At 61.9% G+C, this 12,877-nt stretch carries 12 protein-coding genes; 4 read left to right on the top strand and 8 right to left on the bottom strand.

The window, feature by feature from the left end:
• Positions 1-113: 113 nt before the first annotated feature.
• The 8 genes from ppa to ACK59H_RS08700 form a co-directional block, all read right to left on the bottom strand.
• Entirely contained in the window at positions 114-641 is a 528-nt protein-coding gene (gene ppa, locus ACK59H_RS08735; protein ID WP_003255365.1) for an inorganic diphosphatase, read from the bottom strand.
• A gap of 92 nt (positions 642-733) precedes the next feature.
• Positions 734-1,549 (bottom strand): zinc-dependent peptidase, encoded by an 816-nt coding sequence (locus ACK59H_RS08730; RefSeq protein ID WP_060479238.1) that lies wholly within the window; start codon positions 1,547-1,549, stop codon positions 734-736.
• Positions 1,550-1,557: 8 nt separating this feature from the next.
• Entirely contained in the window at positions 1,558-2,205 is a 648-nt protein-coding gene (locus ACK59H_RS08725) for a DedA family protein (RefSeq protein ID WP_060479237.1), read from the bottom strand.
• A gap of 223 nt (positions 2,206-2,428) precedes the next feature.
• Positions 2,429-2,887 (bottom strand): GNAT family N-acetyltransferase, encoded by a 459-nt coding sequence (locus ACK59H_RS08720; protein ID WP_060479235.1) that lies wholly within the window; start codon positions 2,885-2,887, stop codon positions 2,429-2,431.
• A 109-nt stretch (positions 2,888-2,996) separates the two neighbouring features.
• Complete coding sequence (gene eutC, locus ACK59H_RS08715; protein WP_060479234.1) at positions 2,997-3,821, bottom strand: ethanolamine ammonia-lyase subunit EutC; 825 nt, start codon at positions 3,819-3,821, stop codon at positions 2,997-2,999.
• A 10-nt stretch (positions 3,822-3,831) separates the two neighbouring features.
• Entirely contained in the window at positions 3,832-5,226 is a 1,395-nt protein-coding gene (locus ACK59H_RS08710) for an ethanolamine ammonia-lyase subunit EutB (RefSeq protein WP_060479233.1), read from the bottom strand.
• A gap of 46 nt (positions 5,227-5,272) precedes the next feature.
• Positions 5,273-6,721: an ethanolamine permease gene (gene eat, locus ACK59H_RS08705; protein WP_060479232.1), complete on the bottom strand. Its 1,449-nt coding sequence runs from the start codon at positions 6,719-6,721 to the stop codon at positions 5,273-5,275.
• Positions 6,722-6,839: 118 nt separating this feature from the next.
• Entirely contained in the window at positions 6,840-8,360 is a 1,521-nt protein-coding gene (locus tag ACK59H_RS08700; protein ID WP_186478754.1) for an aldehyde dehydrogenase family protein, read from the bottom strand.
• 253 nt (positions 8,361-8,613) lie between these two features.
• Between ACK59H_RS08700 and ACK59H_RS08695 the strand changes: the two genes are divergently transcribed.
• The 4 genes from ACK59H_RS08695 (at position 8,614) to ACK59H_RS08680 (ending at position 12,877) form a co-directional block, all read left to right on the top strand.
• Positions 8,614-10,551 carry a sigma-54-dependent Fis family transcriptional regulator gene (locus ACK59H_RS08695; protein ID WP_060479230.1) on the top strand — a complete coding sequence of 646 codons (1,938 nt, stop codon included), beginning with the start codon at positions 8,614-8,616 and terminating at the stop codon, positions 10,549-10,551.
• Between the two features lie 66 nt (positions 10,552-10,617).
• Positions 10,618-11,967 (top strand): UDP-N-acetylmuramate:L-alanyl-gamma-D-glutamyl-meso-diaminopimelate ligase, encoded by a 1,350-nt coding sequence (gene mpl, locus ACK59H_RS08690; protein WP_060479229.1) that lies wholly within the window; start codon positions 10,618-10,620, stop codon positions 11,965-11,967.
• Positions 11,964-12,593, top strand: a complete 630-nt coding sequence (gene ubiX, locus ACK59H_RS08685) for a flavin prenyltransferase UbiX (protein WP_060479228.1) — start codon at positions 11,964-11,966, stop codon at positions 12,591-12,593. The genes mpl and ubiX overlap by 4 nt, the downstream gene beginning before the upstream one ends.
• The gene (locus ACK59H_RS08680) at positions 12,590-12,877 is read left to right on the top strand and encodes a YceK/YidQ family lipoprotein (protein WP_060479227.1); all 288 of its coding nucleotides are present in this window, start codon (positions 12,590-12,592) and stop codon (positions 12,875-12,877) included. The genes ubiX and ACK59H_RS08680 overlap by 4 nt, the downstream gene beginning before the upstream one ends.

The following is a 12,877-nucleotide window of genomic DNA, read 5'->3' as shown; positions in this document are numbered from 1 at the left end:
AAAAAAAATCCGACACCAGATCGCTGGTATCGGATTTTTCGACCCCAAGCCTAGACTCAAATGCTTAAGTGAACAGCACTACGCCTAAGCGAGGTTTTTTCAGCACAACGGTATCAGCCTTTGTAGGCAGCGACCGATTTGGTGATCGCAGCGCGGGCGGCGTCGGCGCCTTCCCAGCCTTCGATCTTGACCCACTTGCCCTTCTCCAGGTCTTTGTAGTTCGCGAAGAAGTGCTCGATCTGCTGGATCAGCAGGGCTGGCAGGTCGGTGTATTCCTTGACGTCTACGTACAGCTGGCTCAGCTTGTCGTGAGGCACAGCGATGACCTTGGCGTCGCCGCCGCCGTCGTCGGTCATGTTCAGCACGCCGACCGGGCGGGCGCGGATGACCGAGCCTGGGGCTACTGGGTAAGGAGTGACAACCAGCACGTCCAGCGGATCACCGTCATCGGCCAGAGTGTTCGGAATGAACCCGTAGTTGGCCGGGTAGAACATCGGGGTGGCCATGAAACGATCGACGAACAGGGTATCGCTGTCCTTGTCGATTTCGTATTTGATCGGCGCGTGGTTGGCCGGGATTTCGATGGCGACGTAGATGTCGTTCGGCAGGTCTTTACCAGCCGGAATCTTGCTGTAGCTCATTGGGCAGTGCCCCCGTGTTTGCTCAAAAAGTGGCGGCGATTATAGGCATATTCCACACCGCCATGCCACGCCTGGCCTGATGTGCGGGCCCATCACCCGTGGTGTTCGCGGTACTCGGGGTGCTCGGCTTGCAACCGGGTCAGGCGGGCCAGTGGATCCTGCCGGTAGAATTGCGACAGTTGCCGATACACCTGTGGATAAGCCTGATGCAGCAGGTCGGGTGCAGTGAAGAAGTATTCGCTGGTAACGGCAAAGAATTCTGCGGGGTTTTCTGCCGCATAAGGGTCGATGGCCGTTTGCGCATTGGGGTCAGCGTCCAGCTGGCGATTGAGGTCGTCGTAGGCCTGCTGCATGGCGGCTGCCCAGTCCTGCACGTGCATATCCGGGTGCAGTGGCGGCAGGCCGTTGGCATCGCCATTGAGCATGTCGAGCTTGTGCGCCAGCTCGTGGATCACCAGGTTGTAGGCTTCCCAGCCACCACTGGCCAGCACACCGGCCCAGGCCAGGATGATTGGCCCCTGCTGCCAGGCTTCACCACTGTGTTCGGCATCCCACACATGCTCCACGCCACTGGCGTCCCGGTGGCGCTGCGGGCTTTTGAAGTCATCGGGGTACAGTACGATTTCGTGAAAGCCTTGATACCAGTTCAGCTCACCCAGATGCAGCAGCGGCAACTGGGCTTGGGCGGCAAGAAACAGGCGTTGTTCATCGTCGAGCTCGACCCCAGGCAGGGTGGTCAAATGCTTGTCGAGCAGGAACAGGATGCAGGCCTCGCGCAGCCACTGGTCTTCGGCCTCGCTGATTCCATCGAGGATCGGCAAGCGATCGCGGATCGCCTGCCATTGCCGTGGTTCGATCGGGTAGCGTGCCAGGGTGCGCTTACGCCGCCAGGCGCTGAAAGACCACATGGTTGCTATCAGTGAGCCTTGGCGGTGCGACCCAGGCGGCCACGCAGCAACCCGAGGATCATCGGTACCAGCGAAAGCACGATGATGCCAACCACCATCAGCGACAGGTGTTGTTTGATGAACGGCACATTGCCGAAGAAGTAGCCCAGGGTTACCAGGCCGCCGACCCACAGTAGCGAGCCAGCCACGCTGAAGCCCAGGAAACGCGGGTAGTGCATGTGCGCGATACCGGCCACGAACGGGGCGAAGGTGCGCAGGATGGGCAGGAAGCGCGCCATGGTCACGGTCTTGCCGCCATGGCGTTCATAGAAGTCGTGGGTGCGCTGCAGGTAGTCGCGGCGGAAGATCTTCGAATTGGGGTTGCTGAACAGCTTTTCGCCCGTGGTACGGCCGATGATGTAATTGGTGCTGTCGCCCAGAATGGCTGCGGCCATCAGCAGCCCCGCCAGCAGGACTGGGTCCATGCCCCCGCCGGCGGCGACGGCGCCAGCGATGAACAGTAGCGAGTCGCCCGGCAGGAATGGCATCACTACCAAGCCAGTCTCGCAGAAGATGACGGCGAACAGGATGGCGTAGATCCACGGGCCGTAGTTGGTGACCAGCAGATCGAGGTAGGCATCGAGATGCAGGATTAAGTCCAGCGGGTTGAATTCCATGTACAACACCTGTGTTCTTGACCCGCTTGACGGGCATGCGATGACGGACAATGCCCTGGGCGACGGCATGATGACCTGTCGGCAGGTAATATTTCATACACGACAGGTCGGGGCATTATACGGCGAAGTTGCAAATCTGCCTGTTGAGTTTGTAGCGGGGGGTTACTGCGCGAACCCGCTGCGATCCTTTCGCGGGTGAACCCGCGAACAGCTCGGTTACAGGTCAATCCTGACTGATCGGCAACACGTAGCTCTCGAACTCGGTGTCCTTGCGAAAGCCAATGGACTCATAGGTCTTGCGAGCCGCCTCGTTGTCGGCACTGGTCGAGACCCGCATGCGCACAGCCTGGGTATCTTTGGCCATTTTCTTGGCCTCGCGCATCAGGTGGTCGGCGACCAGCATGCGCCGAGAGTCTTCGGCAACGAAGATATCGTTGAGGATCCACACGCGTTTGAGCGACAGCGATGAGTAACTGGGGTACAGCTGGCAGAAGCCAAGCAACTTGTTGTCGTCGTCATCCGCCAGCGCAAGATAAATGACCGACTCGTCGCGTTCGATGCGTTTTTCCAGGAACGCACGTGAGCTGTCAGGATACGGAAGCTGCCCATAGAACTCGCGGTACCTGACGAACAGTGGAGTCAGCAGATCGAGGTGTTGCAGGGTTGCCTTGATGATGCGCATGTGCGGCCCTCAGAGTCCATTTGGGGAAACAGCGGAATGCCCGCAGCGTTCATGGGGATGCTGCCCCATTGCTGGCCGTCAGTGCAATCGGCCTTGCGTGACAGATCCGTTAACGCTCACCGAGCAGGAAGTTACCCCGCGCAGTAGTTGCGTGTTCGCTGTCGATGCTATGGACCTCGGCTTCATCCTTCAGATTCACTCCGGAAAGCTGGCGCCGGCACGCTTCGCGCATCAGGTATAGCAAGCGGTGGGCTGCCATGCCGTAACTCAGGCCCTCCAGGCGGATATTGGAGATGCAGTTGCGGTAGGCATCTGTCAGGCCGACTTTAGGCCCATAGGTGAAGTAAAGCCCGAGGCTGTCAGGCGAGCTGAGCCCTGGGCGCTCGCCAATGAGCATCACCGTCATGCGTGCGCCGAGCAATTGACCGACTTCGTCGGCCACCGCAACCCGCCCTTGCTGCACCAGCACCACAGGGGCGCTGCTCCAGCCATCGGCTGCGGCCTGCTCCTCGAAACGCGTTAGAAAGGGCAGGGTGTGGCGGTGTACGGCCAGCGCCGAGAGGCCATCGGCAACCACGATTGCCAAGTCGACGCCGCCTGAATGGGCCATGGCGTGTTGGCGCAGGCGTTCGGCCGATTCATCGTTCAGGCGCCGCCCCAGGTCTGGCCGTTGCAGGTACTGGTGGCGGTCGGCGGCGGCGCTGTGCAGCACCAGGCTGTCGCGGCCTCGATCTCTGAGCTGTTCGCTCAGGGCGGCGTGGTCGAACGGCAGGTGTACCGCGTCGCGGGCTTGAGCGTGGGCGAACTGGAAGTCCAGTTGTGCCCCTGTGGGCAGGCTGGTGCCGCTGCGGCCCAGGGCGATGCGTGCGGGCGTCAGCTCGCGCAGGGCCAGCCAGGGGCTTGGTGGGGTCGTGGAGGGAGTCGGGTCTGCCATGGTTAAACTCCTATGCCAGCTGTGCCAAGGCCTGGCGGAATGCCGGCGGCAGGTTGTCGCCAAACCGCACGCGGCCATCGGCCTGGGTGAAGATGCCGGTGCGTTGCAGCCAGGCTTCGAATTCCGGCCCAGGCTTCAGGCCCAAGGTCTGGCGCGCGTACAGCGCGTCGTGAAATGAGGTGGTCTGGTAGTTGAGCATGATGTCGTCGGAGCCGGGGATGCCCATGATGAAGTTGATCCCAGCCACGCCCAGCAGGGTCAGCAGGGTATCCATGTCGTCCTGGTCGGCTTCGGCGTGGTTGGTGTAGCAGATGTCGCAGCCCATGGGCACGCCCAGCAGCTTGCCGCAGAAATGGTCTTCGAGCCCGGCGCGGATGATCTGCTTACCGTTGTAAAGGTATTCAGGCCCGATGAAGCCGACCACGGTGTTGACCAAAAACGGCTTGAAGTGGCGGGCCACGGCGTAGGCGCGGGTTTCGCAGGTCTGTTGGTCGACCCCATGGTGAGCGTTGGCCGACAGGGCGCTGCCCTGGCCGGTTTCGAAGTACATGAGGTTCTGCCCCAGGGTGCCGCGTTTGAGCGACAACCCCGCTTCGTACCCTTCCTGCAATACGTTGAGGTTGATGCCAAAGCCGGCGTTGGCCGCCTCGGTGCCGGCAATCGACTGGAACACCAAATCCAGCGGCACCCCTCGGTTGATTGCCTCGATCGAAGTGGTGACGTGGGTGAGCACGCAGGCCTGGGTGGGAATGTCGTAGCGCTGGATGATGGCGTCGAGCATTTCCAACAGGGCGCAGATCGAGGCGATGCTGTCGGTGGCCGGGTTGATGCCGATCATGGCATCGCCGTTGCCGTAGAGCAGGCCGTCAAGGATGCTGGCGGCAATCCCTGCCGGCTCGTCGGTCGGGTGGTTGGGCTGCAGGCGGGTCGACAGGCGCCCGCGCAGGCCCATGGTGCCGCGGAACTGGGTGACCACGCGGATTTTCTGCGCTACCAGCACCAGGTCCTGGACGCGCATGATCTTCGATACCGCTGCAGCCATTTCCGGGGTCAGGCCTGGCGCCAACGCACGTAGGCTTTGCTCGTTGGCTTCGTCGCTGAGCAGCCAGTCACGTAGGCCGCCCACGGTGAGGTGGCTGACGGGGGCAAAAGCCTGGGCGTCGTGGGTGTCGAGTATCAGCCGGGTGATCTCGTCCTGTTCGTAGGGGATCAGCGCCTCGTTGAGAAAATGCGTCAGTGGAATGTTCGCCAAGGCCATTTGCGCGGCCACCCGCTCGCCGTCGTTGGTAGCGGCGACGCCAGCCAGAAAGTCGCCCGAGCGAGCCGGGCTGGCCTTGGCCATCACGTCCTTGAGGCTATCGAAGCGGTAGACCAGGTTGCCTACCGTGTGTACGAAACTTGCCATACAGAATCTCCAGAGCCGCGGGCTTGCCCGCGGCAGGTAGCAGCGATCAGTGCAGTGCCTCTTCGGCCTTTTGGATCGCTGCGAATTCCTCTTCCGGTGTGCCCGCAACCAGGTGGTGGCGGCTGTAGAACGCAAAATAGGCAATCAGTACTGCATAGATCACCGCCGCGCCAATCACCACCCGTGGGTCCACCAGGAAGCCCGCGACCACAGCGATGCAGGCCAGCACCAAGGCCAGGCCCGAGGTGAAGATGCCGCCGGGGGTGCGATAGGGGCGTTCCATTTTCGGCCGGCGGATGCGCAGGGTGATGTGCGCAGCCATCATCAGTACATAGGACAGTGTGGCACCGAATACCGCCACCAGGATCAGCAGATCACCCTGGCCGGTTAGCGACAGCGCAAAGCCGATGATGCCCGGAATCACCAGGGCCATTACCGGGGCCTTGCTCTTGTTGGTTTCCGACAGTTTGCGGGGCAGGTAGCCGGCACGTGACAAAGCGAAGATCTGCCGCGAATACGCATAGATGATCGAGAAGAAGCTGGCGATCAAGCCGGCCAGGCCGACCAGGTTGACGAAGCTGCCCATCCAGGTGGAGCCGCCATAGGCTTTGGCCAGCGCTTCGACCAGCGGGTTGCCGGAGGCCTTGAGGGCTTCGGAGCCTGCCGCGCCTGGGCCGATCACCAGGATCAGCAGGGCAAAGGCCAGCAACACCAGCATGGCGCCAATCAGGCCTCGAGGCAGGTCGCGCTTGGGGTTCTTGGTTTCTTCGGCAGCCAGTGGCACACCCTCGACGGCAAGGAAGAACCAAATGGCATAGGGGATGGCCGCCCATACGCCGACATAACCGAACGGCAGGAAGCTGCTGGCGCCCACGGCGCCCGTCTGGGCGATGTCGAACAGGTTGGCTGCATCAAAATGGGGCACCATGCTGATCAGGAACACTGCCAGTGCAATGGCGGCAACGGCGGTGATGATGAACATCAGCTTCAGGGCTTCGCCCACGCCGAAGATGTGGATGCCGATGAACACGATGTAAAACGCCAAGTAGATCATCCAACCGCCGATGCCGAACAGCGATTGGCAGTAAGCGCCGATGAACACGGCGATGGCAGCGGGTGCGATGGCGTATTCGATGAGGATCGCCGTGCCGGTCAGAAAGCCACCCCAAGGGCCGAAGGCGCTGCGGGCAAAGCCATAGCCACCGCCTGCGGTGGGGATCATCGAGGACAGTTCGGCCAACGAGAAACACATGCACAGGTACATGGTTGCCATCAGCAATGTGGCGAGGAACATACCGCCCCAACCGCCCTGGGCGAGGCCGAAGTTCCAGCCGGCATAGTCGCCGGAAATCACATAAGCAACGCCCAGGCCTACCAGCAGTACCCAGCCGGCGGCGCCTTTTTTCAGTTCACGTTGCTGGAAATAGTCTGACCCGACCTTCTCGAAGTCGACGGAAGACCCTGCCGGCACACCGGCGGATTGATCGCTTGGCATAGTTTCACCTGTTTTTTTTCTTGGTGGCCCGAAGGTGTCCGAGCCGATGGTGATGGGTACTGCAGGAAGCGAGCCAGAGCGGTCGAGGCCGCCATTTCGGCGGCCCCTCTGCTCGATTTTAGAAGAAGCCCAACGGGTTGATGTCGTAGCTCACCAGCAGGTTCTTGGTCTGCTGGTAGTGGTCGAGCATCATCTTGTGGGTTTCACGGCCGACACCGGATTTTTTGTAACCACCGAACGCGGCGTGCGCCGGGTACAGGTGATAGCAGTTGGTCCATACGCGGCCAGCCTTGATGCCGCGGCCCATGCGGTAGGCCCGGTTGATGTCGCGGGTCCATACGCCAGCACCGAGGCCGAATTCGGTGTCGTTGGCAATTGCCAGGGCTTCGGCTTCGTCTTTGAAGGTGGTGACGCTGACCACCGGGCCGAAGATTTCTTCCTGGAACACGCGCATCCGGTTGTTGCCTTTGAGCAAGGTCGGCTGGATGTAGTAACCGGTGGCCAGCGAGCCTTCGAGTTTTTCCACCTTGCCGCCAGTGAGCAGCTCGGCGCCTTCCTGCTGGGCGATGTCGAGGTACGAGAGGATTTTCTCGAACTGCTGCTGCGAAGCCTGGGCGCCGACCATGGTGTCGGTGTCCAGTGGGTCGCCGCGCTTGATCTGCAGCACCTTTTTCATCACCACTTCCATGAACTGCGGGTAGATCGACTCCTGCACCAGCGCCCGCGATGGGCAGGTGCAAACCTCGCCTTGGTTGAAGAACGCCAGCACCATGCCCTCGGCGGCTTTGTCGATGAAGCTGGGCTCGGCCTGCATGATGTCTTCGAAATACACGTTGGGCGATTTGCCGCCCAGTTCGACGGTGGATGGGATGATGTTTTCGGCAGCGCATTTCATGATGTGCGAGCCGACCGGCGTGGAGCCTGTGAATGCGATCTTGGCAATGCGTTTGCTGGTGGCCAGCGCTTCACCGGCCTCGCGGCCATAGCCCTGCACCACATTGAGCACGCCCTTGGGCAGCAGGTCACCAATCAGCTCGACCAGTACGGTGATGCCCAGCGGCGTCTGCTCGGCCGGTTTGAGCACCACGCAGTTGCCGGCGGCCAGTGCCGGCGCAAGTTTCCAGGCGGCCATCAGGATCGGGAAGTTCCACGGGATGATCTGCCCGACCACGCCCAGTGGCTCGTGAATATGGTAGGCCACGGTGCTTTCGTTGATTTCGGCAGCGCCGCCTTCCTGGGCACGGATGCAGCCGGCGAAGTAGCGGAAGTGGTCCACCGCTAGCGGGATATCGGCATTGAGAGTTTCGCGGATGGGCTTGCCGTTGTCCCAGGTTTCGGTAATGGCCAGGGCTTCCAGGTTCTGTTCGATACGGTCGGCGATTTTCAGCAGAACATTGGAGCGGTCCTGCACCGACGTGCGGCCCCAGGCGTCGGCGGCGGCATGGGCGGCATCCAGCGCTTTATCGATGTCTTCGGCAGTGGAGCGAGGGAACTCTGCGATCGGCTGGCCATTGACCGGGGAAGTATTGGTGAAGTACTCACCCTTTACCGGAGGAACGAACTCACCACCGATGAAGTTGCCGTAGCGGCTCTTGAAGGAAATCTTCGCGCCTTCGGTACCGGGATGTGCGTAACGCATGGTGTGTCTCCTGGCTGTTATGTTTGTTGAGGAGTTGAAAAGCGTAGAGCAAAGGTTGGGCCAGTGTGGTCCGTGCCTGTGTAATCAATGACTTGGATCATGTTCTGGCCTCGCGCCGCAGTACGCTGTACCAGGCTTGGCACGCCCTGGCGTGACACTTTGTGCCGTTTGCGACACGTTGTGGGCAGGCACGTTGCAAAGCCTGCGCGGGTGGAGGATGCTGGAGTGAGTCTCTATCTGCGGAGAACAACAAATGCAGAGCAATGCATTCAGCCTTCATGCCCAGCAGGTGCATACCGTTGCCCGTGGCGAAGCAGGCAGTGACCCCTCCATTGCGCGCTCATGGCTGCGTTGCCTGGAGGACTATCACCTCGACCCGTCGGTGATCGAGGCGCCGGTGGTGCTCGAACATGGCCGCCTGCTCGAGAGCCGCGAACGCATGCGTCAGGTACTGAGCATCGCCGGTAGCGAGATGAACAGCCTGCATCAGCAGCTGTCCGGCGCCGGCCACGCGGTGTTGTTGACCGATGCCCGCGGGGTGATCCTCAACTGTGTCACAGCGCCTGGCGAACGCCGCGATTTCGAACGCGCAGGGCTGTGGCTTGGCGCAGATTGGAGCGAGGCGCGCGAAGGCACGAACGGCATCGGCACCTGCCTGGTCGAGCGCCAGGCCTTGACCATTCACCAGAATGAACACTTTCGCGGCCGCCACACCGGGCTGACCTGTTCGGCGAGCCCGGTCTTCGACCCTCACGGCGAGTTGCTGGCGGTGCTCGATGTGTCTTCGGCGCGGCCGGATGTATCGCGCCAAAGCCAATTTCACACCATGGCGCTGGTCAACCTTTCGGCGAAGATGATCGAGAGCTGTTACTTCCTGCGCCATTTCGAGCAGCAGTGGTTGCTGCGCTTTCACCTGCAGGCCGAGTCGGTCGGCCAGTTCAGCGAAGGGCTGCTGGCATTGGACGGTGATGGTCGCATCTGCGCGGCCAATCAAAGTGCCTTGAATTTGCTGGGCAGCGTGCGCGGCGGTTTACTGGGCAAAGGGCTGGACAGGTTTTTCGCATGCAGCCACGACGAGCTGTTCAGCCGTGTCACACCCGGTGCCAGTACCGTCTGGCCGTTGCAGACCCGTGACGGGCGGCAGGTGTTCGCGAGCTTGCGCGGTCAACCCCGTGCGCCGCAGTGGGCGGTGCCGGCCAGCCTGCCCGAGCCCAGGCCTGCCGCGCAGCCGGCTATCTGCCTGCTGGACCCGGCCTTGCAAAACGACTTTCAGCGCGCAGTACGGGTGTTCGAACGCGATGTGCCGCTGCTGCTGCGCGGCGAAACCGGTTGCGGTAAGGAGGCTTTCGCCCAGGCGGTGCACCAGGCCAGTCAGCGCCGTAGCAAGCCGTTCGTGGCGGTTAACTGTGCGTCGATCCCTGAGAGCTTGATCGAGAGTGAGCTGTTCGGTTATCGCGGTGGCAGCTTCACTGGGGCGCGCAAGGAGGGCATGCGTGGCAAGTTGTTGCAGGCCGATGGCGGCACGTTGTTGCTGGACGAAATCGGCGACATGCCCCTTGCCTTGCAAACCCGCTTGTTACGGGTGCTGGAAGAACGCCAGGTGGTACCGATCGGCGGCGAGCCGCACGCTGTAGATGTGCGCATCATCAGCGCCACCCACCGTGATTTGCTGGAGCGGGTAGCGCAGGGCAGTTTTCGCGAAGACCTTTATTACCGGCTCAATGGGCTGGAATTAACCCTGCCTGCAGTGCGTGAGCGTACTGACAAGGAGGCGTTGCTGGATGTGCTGCTACGCCAGGAGGCGCACGGGCAGGTAGTGAACCTGGCAGCTGATGCGCGTCGGGCCCTGCTGGACTTCGCTTGGCCGGGGAATGTGCGGCAGTTGCGCAATGTATTGCGAACCTTGGTCGCGCTGTGTGACGGCAGCTGTGTCAGGTTCTCGGACCTGCCTGCCATCATTCGTGCCAATCAGGCCACTGAAAAAGCGGCCTTGCCTTGCGAAACGCCCCGGCCTGGGTATCGATCCACAGGTAGTGGCACTGAGGTGCTGCAGGACGCTGAGCGTGAAGCCCTTATGGCTACCTTGGAGGCAAAGCACTGGCACCTGACCCGGGTCGCCGAGCACCTGGGCATCAGCCGCAACACCTTGTATCGAAAGCTGCGCAAGCACGGCATCAACCGGGGCGCCTGAGCAAAACACCGGGTGCGAATTCTCGCGCCCTGGGCTACCCTGCCTCGATGTTTTGCGAGGTCGATCATGCATATTCACATTCTCGGTATTTGCGGCACTTTCATGGGTTCGCTGGCGGTGCTGGCCAAAGAGCTCGGCCACCGTGTCACCGGCTCTGACGCCAACGTCTATCCGCCCATGAGCACCCAGCTCCAGGCCCAGGGGATCGAGCTGACCCAGGGCTATGACCCCGCTCAGCTGGACCCGGCGCCAGATCTGGTGGTCATTGGCAACGCCATGTCCCGGGGCAACCCGGCAGTTGAGTATGTACTGAACAAGGGCTTGCCCTATGTGTCCGGCCCTCAGTGGCTGGCCGACCATGTGCTGCAGGGCCGCTGGGTGCTGGCTGTAGCGGGCACTCACGGCAAGACCACCACCAGCAGCATGCTGGCCTGGGTGTTGGAGCATGCCGGCATGAGCCCAGGCTTTTTGATCGGCGGTGTGCCGCAAAACTTCTCGGTGTCGGCGCGCCTGGGCGACACGCCATTTTTCGTGGTCGAAGCCGATGAATACGACAGTGCCTTCTTCGACAAGCGCTCGAAGTTCGTGCACTACCACCCGCGTACCGCAATCCTCAACAACCTTGAGTTCGACCACGCCGATATCTTCCCGGATCTTGCGTCCATCGAGCGACAGTTCCACCATCTGGTGCGTACCATTCCCAGCGAAGGTCTGGTCATTCACCCCACCGCCGAGCAGGCCCTGGAGCGGGTGATCGGCATGGGCTGCTGGACGCCTGTGCAAACCACCGGGGAAGGGGGGCAATGGCAGGCACGCCTGCTCAGTGCAGACGGTTCGCGTTTCGAGGTGCTGTTCGACGGTCAAGTCCAGGGTGTAGTGGACTGGGCGCTGACCGGCCAGCACAACGTCGCCAACGCCCTGGCCACGCTGGCCGCCGCTCGCCACGTAGGGGTCGCGCCAGCGCTGGGCATCGACGGGCTGAGTGCCTTCAAAAGCGTCAAGCGGCGCATGGAGATGGTTGCGCAAGTGCAGGGCGTGACCATCTACGACGATTTCGCCCATCACCCAACTGCCATTGCCACCACCCTCGACGGCCTGCGCAAGCGCGTTGGCGAGGCACCGGTTATCGCCATCATCGAGCCGCGCTCCAACTCCATGAAACTGGGCGCGCACCGTGACGGCCTGCCAGAGAGTGTCAACGATGCCGACCAGGTGATTTGGTACGCGCCGGCCAATCTGGGTTGGGACCTGGCCGGCACCGCAGCGCAGTGCAAGGTGCCAAGTGTGGTCGCCGACAGCCTCGAGGCGATCATCGAGCGGGTCAAGGGCCAGGCCCGCCCAGGCACCCATGTAGTAATCATGAGCAATGGCGGTTTCGGTGGTCTGCACGGCAAACTGGCCGAGGCGCTGAAGTGAGCGGGCCGGAACGCATCACCTTGGCCATGACCGGGGCCTCGGGGGCGCAGTATGGTCTGCGCCTGCTCGATTGCCTGGTGCGCGAAGACCGGGAGGTGCACTTTCTCATCTCCAAAGCCGCGCAACTGGTAATGGCCACCGAAACCGACGTTTTGCTGCCAGCCAAGCCACAGGCCATGCAGGCGTTTCTGACCGAGTACACGGGTGCTGCCGATGGGCAGATCCGCGTTTACGGCAAGGAGGACTGGATGGCGCCGGTGGCTTCGGGTTCGGGCGCGCCGGCAGCGATGGTGGTGGTGCCGTGCTCTACCGGCACGTTGTCGGCAATCGCCACCGGGGCCTGCAACAACCTGATCGAACGTGCCGCGGACGTTACGCTCAAGGAGCGTCGACAGTTGATCCTCGTGCCGCGCGAGGCGCCGTTCTCGACCATTCACTTGGAAAACATGCTCAAGTTGTCACAGATGGGCGCTGTTATTTTGCCGGCAGCGCCGGGCTTCTATCACCAGCCGCAGACCATCGATGACCTGGTCGACTTTGTGGTGGCGCGCATTCTCAACTTGCTGAGCATCCCGCAGGACATGCTGCCGCGCTGGGGTGAGCATCATTTCGGGGCGGATGATTGAGGCGCTTGGTAGTGGCGGCGCTGGCGGTCGGTTTGCTTGGGGGCTGCGCCACGGTGCGCACGCTCAATGCCAACAAGCCTGGAGCTCCGTTGGTTTATGCCGGCACCCGACTGGACCTGTATGTCATCAACGGCGGTTGCTGCCCCAAGGACCGCTTCGGGGCCGATGCTCCAGGTTATCCACAGCTCGATCTGCCCGGCAGCATGTTGCTGGACACACTGTTCCTGCCCCTGTCATTGCTGACAGCGGCAGGGGTGGGGGTTCAGGCTACAGGGGGGTTGTAG

The organism is Pseudomonas sp. KCJK9000 (assembly GCF_046230725.1).
GTDB lineage: Bacteria > Pseudomonadota > Gammaproteobacteria > Pseudomonadales > Pseudomonadaceae > Aquipseudomonas > Aquipseudomonas promysalinigenes.
The sequence above is the reverse complement of the archived record's forward strand: the minus strand, read 5'-3'. Positions and strand labels throughout refer to the sequence as shown.

Excerpts from the sequence above, each read along its gene's own strand:
- mpl (WP_060479229.1), top strand. The coding sequence starts at position 10,618 with ATGCATATTCACATTCTCGGTATTTGCGGCACTTTCATGGGTTCGCTG.
- ACK59H_RS08725 (WP_060479237.1), bottom strand. The coding sequence starts at position 2,205 with ATGGAATTCAACCCGCTGGACTTAATCCTGCATCTCGATGCCTACCTC.
- eat (WP_060479232.1), bottom strand. The coding sequence starts at position 6,721 with ATGCCAAGCGATCAATCCGCCGGTGTGCCGGCAGGGTCTTCCGTCGAC.
- ACK59H_RS08730 (WP_060479238.1), bottom strand. The coding sequence starts at position 1,549 with ATGTGGTCTTTCAGCGCCTGGCGGCGTAAGCGCACCCTGGCACGCTAC.
- ppa (WP_003255365.1), bottom strand. The coding sequence starts at position 641 with ATGAGCTACAGCAAGATTCCGGCTGGTAAAGACCTGCCGAACGACATC.
- ACK59H_RS08720 (WP_060479235.1), bottom strand. The coding sequence starts at position 2,887 with ATGCGCATCATCAAGGCAACCCTGCAACACCTCGATCTGCTGACTCCA.
- eutC (WP_060479234.1), bottom strand. The coding sequence starts at position 3,821 with ATGGCAGACCCGACTCCCTCCACGACCCCACCAAGCCCCTGGCTGGCC.
- ACK59H_RS08700 (WP_186478754.1), bottom strand. The coding sequence starts at position 8,360 with ATGCGTTACGCACATCCCGGTACCGAAGGCGCGAAGATTTCCTTCAAG.
- ACK59H_RS08695 (WP_060479230.1), top strand. The coding sequence starts at position 8,614 with ATGCAGAGCAATGCATTCAGCCTTCATGCCCAGCAGGTGCATACCGTT.
- ACK59H_RS08710 (WP_060479233.1), bottom strand. The coding sequence starts at position 5,226 with ATGGCAAGTTTCGTACACACGGTAGGCAACCTGGTCTACCGCTTCGAT.